The sequence below is a fragment of the Bacillus sp. ISL-41 genome (assembly GCF_018613235.1).
In the GTDB taxonomy this organism is placed as follows: Bacteria; Bacillota; Bacilli; order Bacillales; family Cytobacillaceae; genus Mesobacillus.
On sequence record NZ_JAGGQP010000042.1, the window covers coordinates 23,639 to 31,221 of the forward strand.

Consider the following 7,583-nt stretch of genomic DNA (forward strand, 5'->3'; position numbering starts at 1 on the left):
GTAGCGCTTATTTTTGTCATGTTAAAATAAATGCGTAACCACGGACTGGGATGTCTGTGGTTTTTTTGTGCCTAAAAATCGAATGTATGTTCTTGGGAGTGGTATGAATGATTACAGTGGAGAATTTGAAAAAGGAATATAAATTGGTGAAGCGGGACCCTGGTCTTAAGGGGGCAATCAAGTCGCTTTTTAATAGGAAGTATGAAACGAAGCATGCGGTGAAGGGGATTAATTTTACCATAGAGCAGGGTGAGACGGTTGGCTATATCGGCGCGAATGGTGCCGGTAAGTCGACGACAATCAAGATGCTGACGGGAATCCTGACACCGACTTCGGGCCAGGTGACGGTAAATGGGCTGGTGCCTTACGAAAACCGTCAGAAGAACGCAGTAAACATCGGTGCGGTCTTCGGGCAGCGGACGCAGTTGTTCTGGGATATCCCGGTTCGTGAATCTTATAATCTGTTAAAACATATTTACGAGATTCCAGAGCAGGAGTATCAGGAAACGGTCGCCATGTTTACAGAGGTGCTGAATCTGGAGCCATTGCTCGGCATTCCGGTCAGACAGCTTTCGCTGGGGCAAAAAATGCGCTGTGAGCTGGCTGCGGCCTTCCTTCACAGGCCCAAGGTTGTCTATTTGGATGAACCGACAATCGGTCTCGATATTGCGGTAAAAGTAAAGATTCGTAAGTTTATAAAAGAAATGAATCAGCGCTGGGGCACAACAGTGCTGTTGACTACACATGACATGCAGGACATCGAGGAAATTTGTGACCGGATCATCATTATTGATGGGGGTACGATTTTATATGATGGTGGGCTTGAGCAGATTAAGAAGCAATTCGGCCAACAACGCGTAATTCATTTTGAGCTGGCAGATAAGGAAAAGTTCGCACTGCCTGCGTCGCTAACCGGTCAGGTGGAAGTATTACCGAATGAAGAAGAAACGAAGGTCAGCTTATCGTTTGACCATGAAACGGTTAAAAGCTCGTTCGTCATTTCGGAAATGATGAGCATGTATGAAATTGGAGATTTGAATATTGCCGATCCTAAAATCGAGGCGATTGTAGAGGATCTGTACAACAAGCAGGAGCAGGGGGGAGAGCATGAGAAAGTATTGGCAAATAGCTAAAGGGCGTATGCAGGAAAATGCTGCCTATTCCGCCTGGTACTGGGCGGGGACAGTATCTTCAGTAATGAGGCTGTTAATTATCTACTTCTTCTGGCAGGCAGTCTATGCGAATCAAACAACTATCCAAAATATTAATCTAGAAACGATGCTGACGTACATCGTCATTGCGATGCTGCTTCAGGGTTTTGTCGGCGGTGTCGGCAATGAGCTTGCCGAGAATATCAAGGAAGGTCAGGTTGCAATCGAACTGATGCGTCCTTACGATATGATTTTTAAAATGTTCGCGGTGGATATTGGAGAGAAGATCATGTACATGATCCAGAGTACACTTCCGATGGTATTGATTGCTTACTTCTTTATGGATTTAAGTTTTCCGAAATCTCCAGAAACCATCTTGCTATTCATGGTGAGCGCGCTGGTGGGCATCTGGATTGGTACGTTCTTCGATTTCCTTGTCGGTGTTCTTGCGTTCTGGACAGTCAATGTCTGGGGTGTCAGAGTGCTGAAGGAATCATTGATCACATTTTTCTCAGGGGCGCTTGTGCCGATCACTCTTTTCCCGGATTGGCTCCGAACGATAACTGAGTTCCTGCCGTTTCAGGCGATGGTGTATCTGCCGGTTTCGATTTATTCCGGACTTATTAGTGGGACGGACGCATACCTGGCACTTGGAGTCCAGTTGTTCTGGCTCATTTCATTATATGTTTTGGTTAGGGTAATCTGGTCACAGGCGATTAAACAGATTACGATTTTTGGAGGATAGGAGGCGATTTCATGCGTCGTTATATGAGATTATATTGGGAGTTTGCGAAGAGCCATATGAAGGTGATGATGGAGTACCGGATCGACTTTCTGATCGGTGTCGCCTCCGTCATGCTGGAGCAGTTCGCTTCGATCTTTTTTGTAAAAGTGGTGTTCGACCATATTGAGCAGATCAATGGCTGGTCGTTTTACGAGATATTGTTCATTTACGGAATCGCGGCAACGGGCCGCTCGATTCACCAGATATTCTTTGATAATTTATGGACGCTTGGCTGGCAGTATATCCGGCCAGGGAAGCTCGACCGTTTGCTGATCAGGCCGGTCAATCCATTGTTCCATGTCGTTGCGGATCGACTGCATCAAGATGGATTCGGCCAGCTGATTATCGGGTTAATCATTCTTGGAACAGCGATTCCGCAGCTTGATCTCGTTTGGGGAGCAGCGGAAATTGCGATGCTGGTTATCATGATCATCTCATCCGGATTGATTTTCGTGGCGATCAACTTATTTTTTGCGACGTTCAGTTTCTGGATGATCGACAGCCTGCCGATTGTCTGGGCAGTCTTCAACCTGAGTGACTTTGCGAGATACCCGCTGACCATCTATCACAAGGGTATCCGCATGTTCCTGACATGGATTATTCCTTACGGTTTCACGGCATTCTATCCGGCGGCCTATTTTATCGACAAGTCCGGATACAAAGAATTCGCGCTCTGGACCCCGGTCGCGGCGATTGTTTGCTGTGTCCTTGCCTATGCATTCTGGAATAGGGGCTTGAAGGCTTTCGCGAGTACAGGCAGTTAAGCTAAAAGCAACCCGATGAATATAGGGAATTATCAGATAATACGTTCGTTTTCGGATTGCCCAATAGGACTTCCGTCAGGTATGATGGAAATAAATAGGTTGATAGGGGTGGCTAGGATGTTGGAAAATAAATCGGTTAGAGAAGTATGGGAGGAGATCGAAAAGGTAATGAAAGAAAGGCCTGAGCCGATTCAAGGCATGAATACGGCCTATCAATATGACATCACTGGTGATGACAGCGGAACATACCAGTTGTTGATTATTAATGGAACTGCCCGGGTAGTTGAAGGAACAGAAGCAACACCAGACTGTACCCTGACGCTGTCGGATAAAAACTTCAAGAAGATGATTATGGGCAAACTGAACGGAACAGCCGCCTTCATGACAGGAAAGCTTAAAATCCAGGGCAGCATGGGACTCGCACTAAAGCTCGAGGGAATCCTCAACGAATACAATTTAAGCGAAACCGCATAAAAAAATGGATCAGGCATCCTATCGCCTGGTCCATTTTTCATTCCATAAAAAATCCCTTTCCATCCATAAAAAATATCTATCAAAAAATTATTGCATGATGAGACAAAATCTAACAAGATGCGACACATCCTGATATAATAAGGCTAACAAGTTTTCAGATTTAAGGAGATTCGTATGGATCCACTCAAAAAAAATTCGGTTTTAGTATATGAAGAAGTAAAAGCAGTAAAGTTCTTTTTGTGGACTTTTTATATAATATTAGTTCCTTATGATTTAATTTATTATTACTTAGTTCCTTACTTTAATAAAGAAGAGATAGGCTTACCTTTAGGGGGCTTAGGATTTCTTTTCCACATTTTCCTTTTTGCATTAATACCACTCGCCATGTACTTAGTTAAACGTGGGCAACCAGAAAAAATTAAATATATATATTTTCTCGCGTTTACACTCTTGGATGTGGTAAACAATCTAATGATCTATTGGGGAACGAAGGAGCAGTTTGGCAGCGGGCATGTACTAGAAATATATTTTATTCTTTTTTCGCCTATATTTGTAAGCAGCCGATTTTTCTGGACAATGACGATCGGCTTTTTCCTGAAATACCTAATAACTGGCCTTCTTTTTTCAGCTGCAGAAGTATTAATGCCTATGGGCTTGATTATCTTCATTGCTACAATTGCATTTATCCTGCTAAATCGTTTCCAGTCCTATGTTAAAGCAATAACATCCATTCATGAAGATATGAGACAGAAAGAAAAACTAGCTGTTATTGGGCAGATGGCAACTGCAATTGCCCATGAAATTAAAAATCCCTTATCTTCTTTGAAAGGTTTCACGCAACTACAGCAAGAGAAGGATAAGGGTGATGAACAATACTATCCAATCATGCTAAATGAAATCGACAGAATCAATGCGATAGTAAATGACCTGTTGATTCTTGGGAAACCTAACACTGGAATTAAAACTCCTAAAAGACTTGTTGATATAATCCAGTATGTTATATCAGTGATTGATCCCCATGCGCAGAGGAAAGATATTTTCATTCAATATGATGTCGATGATTCTACTGTCCTATTATGTGACGAAAACCAAATGAAGCAGGTATTTATCAATTTAATTAAAAATGCGATGGAAGCAATGCCTAATGGAGGGACAGTAACCATTAAGTCCAAAATAGATAGAAGGCATGTTTTAATTTCTGTCAAGGATGAAGGATGTGGAATTCCTCCAGAGAAACTGGCTAAGTTAGGTGAACCATTCTATACAACCAAGCAAAACGGAAACGGATTAGGGTTGATGGTTACGAAAAAAATCATTGAAGAACATGAAGGTACATTAAATATTCAAAGTGAATTAGAAAAAGGTACGATTGTTACCATGTCGGTACCATTTTGTGAATAAAACTATAGTCGGATAATGAAAATATACCCATTAAATAAACCGAAAGGACTATTTTTAAAATAGTCCTTTTGGTTTATAATGAAGAAAATTGTCGAATGTTGCCATTTTAAACTAGGCCTAATTAATCATTTTTTATTCATATTTTACTAAAACTATTAACTTATAAAGAAAATTGGCGATATGAAGGTAAACAATGATTCGGTAAGTAATAGATAGAAAACGAGGTACTCCAATGCAAAATTCTTTTAAAGATCCATCCTTACACCATGAGGAAAAAAGGGCTATTAAGTGGTTTTTGGCTTTATTTTATATATTGTTTATATCGTTTGAAATTTTTTATTACTATTTACATCCGAAATATGTTTTGCACACTGATGTTTTAATTTTTGATAATTCAAGATATTACTATCACCTTTTAATTTTTTTGTTGTTTCCACTTGTAATTGCAATGTTAAAGAGGGGGAAACTCTATTTAGTAAAGTATCTTTTTTTTCTAGGAATCATTTTTATAACGATTCTCTATGATTCGGTTACTTATTTAAACAGTGATTCAGTCTATAGCAGTGGCAATATTGTTGAAGTATTCATGATTCTATTTGCGCCTATTTTCGTAAATACTACATTTTTTTGGACTGTCTCACTTGGGACAATTTTTAAATACTTATTTATAGGGCTGCTCCTTAAGACAACGGTAGTTTTCTTTCCGATAGCGGTGATATTAATCCTTTCTTTATTAGGATTTGCTATCTTAAAGAGATATCAAGGGTACGTTGATGCTATAAAAATATCATATGATAATCAGCTTTCAGGGATTGTTAAAGGTGTTATAGCAACTATTGAACTGAAAGATCCATATACTAAAGGGCACAGCGAAAGGGTAGCTTATTATGCAAATTCACTTGCAGAAGCCACTGGTAGATTTACAAAAGATGAACTGAGGTCTTTTACAAATGCATGTTTACTTCATGATATAGGGAAAGTAAATATTCCCGACTCAATACTTATGAAACCTGGAAAATTATCAAGAGAAGAATATGAAATTATTAAAACACATCCAGAAGTAGGTGCTGAGGCCATAACTAAAGTGCAGGGACTAGGCGACACACTCGAAATTATAAAATCTCACCATGAAAGATGGGATGGTAAGGGATATCCAGAACAGCTTAAAGGTAACAAAATTCCTTACCTTGCACGGATTGTTTCAATTGCAGATGCTTTTGATGCAATGACATCATCACGCTCCTACCGTGCAGCAATGTCTGTTGAAGAAGCTTTTAAAAGAATAGTTGAAGGCCAAGGCACACAGTTTGACCCTGATTTAGTTGAAAATTTCAGAGAGGTTTTTCCCGAATGGATTATATTCCATATGAATTATAATTGGCATCATGATCTTCCTGTTAATAATAATTATATTGGTTGAGAGGGGGTGGCCATAGTGAAAGTTCGTAAACTAAAAAAAATCAAGACAACTTGCTGGTGGTGTGCATTTATAACAATATGATTACACACGGGGGATGTAAAAATGTTTATGCATCCCTTTCCTATTCTCTAAACAAGGTGAAGGTATGAATATTACCTATGAAACCCGAGTTATATTGAAAAAATTGGTTATACAAAAGGATATGAAAAATTATATTGTCGAAGATATATTAAATAGCGAATTCTACGAAATGCCAGAAGTTTGTATTTTTGCTATTGAGCTAATCGATCAAGGAAAACCACTTGATGAAGTGGAAAAAGAATTGCTTGTTAAATATTCAGATGAAGATATAGATATAGATATATTGGACTTTGTCTCACAGCTCCTTGAACTTAACTTAGTCAGCGAACTTAACGGCGAAAAAATATTGAGTGGTTTAGGTGAGCAAAACAAGAATGGCTTTTCTTGGCTCCCGCAATCACTAGGCCGTTTCTTCTTCAACACCATAAGTTCAAAGTTGTACGTCCTTTTACTCGTGGCAAGTATAGGTTTGATTATGTTCAAGCCAGACTTATTCCCACGCTATTCGGACCTGTTTATGTTTGACCTGATGTTCCAAAATATCATCGCCTTGCTGTTGATCTCTTTCTTCCTTGTGATCCTGCATGAATTCGGTCATGTGCTTGCGGTTCGTTCTGAAGGTTTGCCGGCAAAAATAGAGGTGGGAAACCGTCTGTTTTTTGTCGTGTTGGAGACGGATATGTCCCAGGTGTGGAAATTGCCGGCAGAAAAGCGCAATAAGCTTTATCTTGCGGGGATGAATTTTGATCTCGCAGTATTGTTCCTGGCATTGGCAGCCCAGATTTTTGTAAGTGATAGTACAATAACTATGGGATTGCTGAAGCTGGTCGTACTGGACACGTTTATCCGTCTAATTTACCAAACTGCCGTTTTTATGAAGACTGACCTTTACTATGTCATTGAAAACCTAACAGGCTGCTATAATTTAATGGAAAATGGGCGTAACTTCTTGGCGAGATGGCTTCCTTTCCTAAGAGTGCCTGAAACAGAGACCTTCGCCGGAGAAGAGAAGTTCGTTCGCAGATACGCCGGTTTTTACCTTGCAGGCGTCCTGCTCACGTTTATCATCGCCGCCTACTACTACATCCCGCAAATGATCTTCGCGGTGAGCGAAATCATGCTGCCGGGATTCCTGGAACCAATCAACAGCATTCGTTTTTGGGATTCGGTTGTCTTTTTGCTGCAAATAGTGTTAGTTTTGGGTTTATTGCTTTACTCATGGAGAAAGAAATATCGTTTAAGCAGTTAAAAAGACAGCCGGGTGGCTGTCTTTTATTACTTGGTAAGAGTATAAGTTTTTCCACTTAGATCAGTGTCTAGCTCCAACGCCTAGTCCCTCGAGACGTTTGTCTAGTGTCGCCTCCTAGAAACTCCGAAACTTCGACTCCGCCGGCAGAAGCAAAGTGCGCTTCTTTGTCGGAGTCTCCAGTTTCTGCGTTTCTGGACAGTCTCTATACTTTTCGAGTTCGGTCCGCCCGATGAAGTCAAAGAGCGACTTCACCGGTCGG

7 protein-coding genes are annotated in these 7,583 nt (G+C 40.5%); all 7 read left to right on the forward strand.

The window, feature by feature from the left end; translation table 11 throughout:
* Positions 1–107: 107 nt before the first annotated feature.
* The 7 genes from J7I80_RS20455 (at position 108) to J7I80_RS20485 (ending at position 7,324) form a co-directional block, all read left to right on the forward strand.
* Positions 108–1,133 (forward strand): ABC transporter ATP-binding protein, encoded by a 1,026-nt coding sequence (locus J7I80_RS20455; RefSeq protein WP_214740831.1) that lies wholly within the window; start codon positions 108–110, stop codon positions 1,131–1,133.
* Positions 1,108–1,896 (forward strand): ABC transporter permease, encoded by a 789-nt coding sequence (locus J7I80_RS20460; protein ID WP_214740833.1) that lies wholly within the window; start codon positions 1,108–1,110, stop codon positions 1,894–1,896. Before J7I80_RS20455 ends, J7I80_RS20460 begins: the two co-directional genes overlap by 26 nt.
* Positions 1,897–1,907: 11 nt before the next feature.
* Positions 1,908–2,699: an ABC transporter permease gene (locus J7I80_RS20465; RefSeq protein ID WP_214740835.1), complete on the forward strand. Its 792-nt coding sequence runs from the start codon at positions 1,908–1,910 to the stop codon at positions 2,697–2,699.
* A gap of 117 nt (positions 2,700–2,816) precedes the next feature.
* Entirely contained in the window at positions 2,817–3,173 is a 357-nt protein-coding gene (locus J7I80_RS20470) for an SCP2 sterol-binding domain-containing protein (RefSeq protein WP_251027887.1), read from the forward strand.
* Between the two features lie 174 nt (positions 3,174–3,347).
* A complete protein-coding gene (locus J7I80_RS20475; RefSeq protein WP_214740839.1) occupies positions 3,348–4,574 on the forward strand; it encodes an ATP-binding protein in 1,227 nt (408 codons plus the stop codon).
* Positions 4,575–4,806: 232 nt separating this feature from the next.
* Complete coding sequence (locus J7I80_RS20480) at positions 4,807–5,994, forward strand: HD-GYP domain-containing protein (RefSeq protein ID WP_214740841.1); 1,188 nt, start codon at positions 4,807–4,809, stop codon at positions 5,992–5,994.
* A gap of 145 nt (positions 5,995–6,139) precedes the next feature.
* Positions 6,140–7,324, forward strand: coding sequence for a hypothetical protein (locus tag J7I80_RS20485; RefSeq protein WP_214740843.1), 1,185 nt, complete (start codon positions 6,140–6,142; stop codon positions 7,322–7,324).
* Positions 7,325–7,583 lie beyond the last annotated feature (259 nt).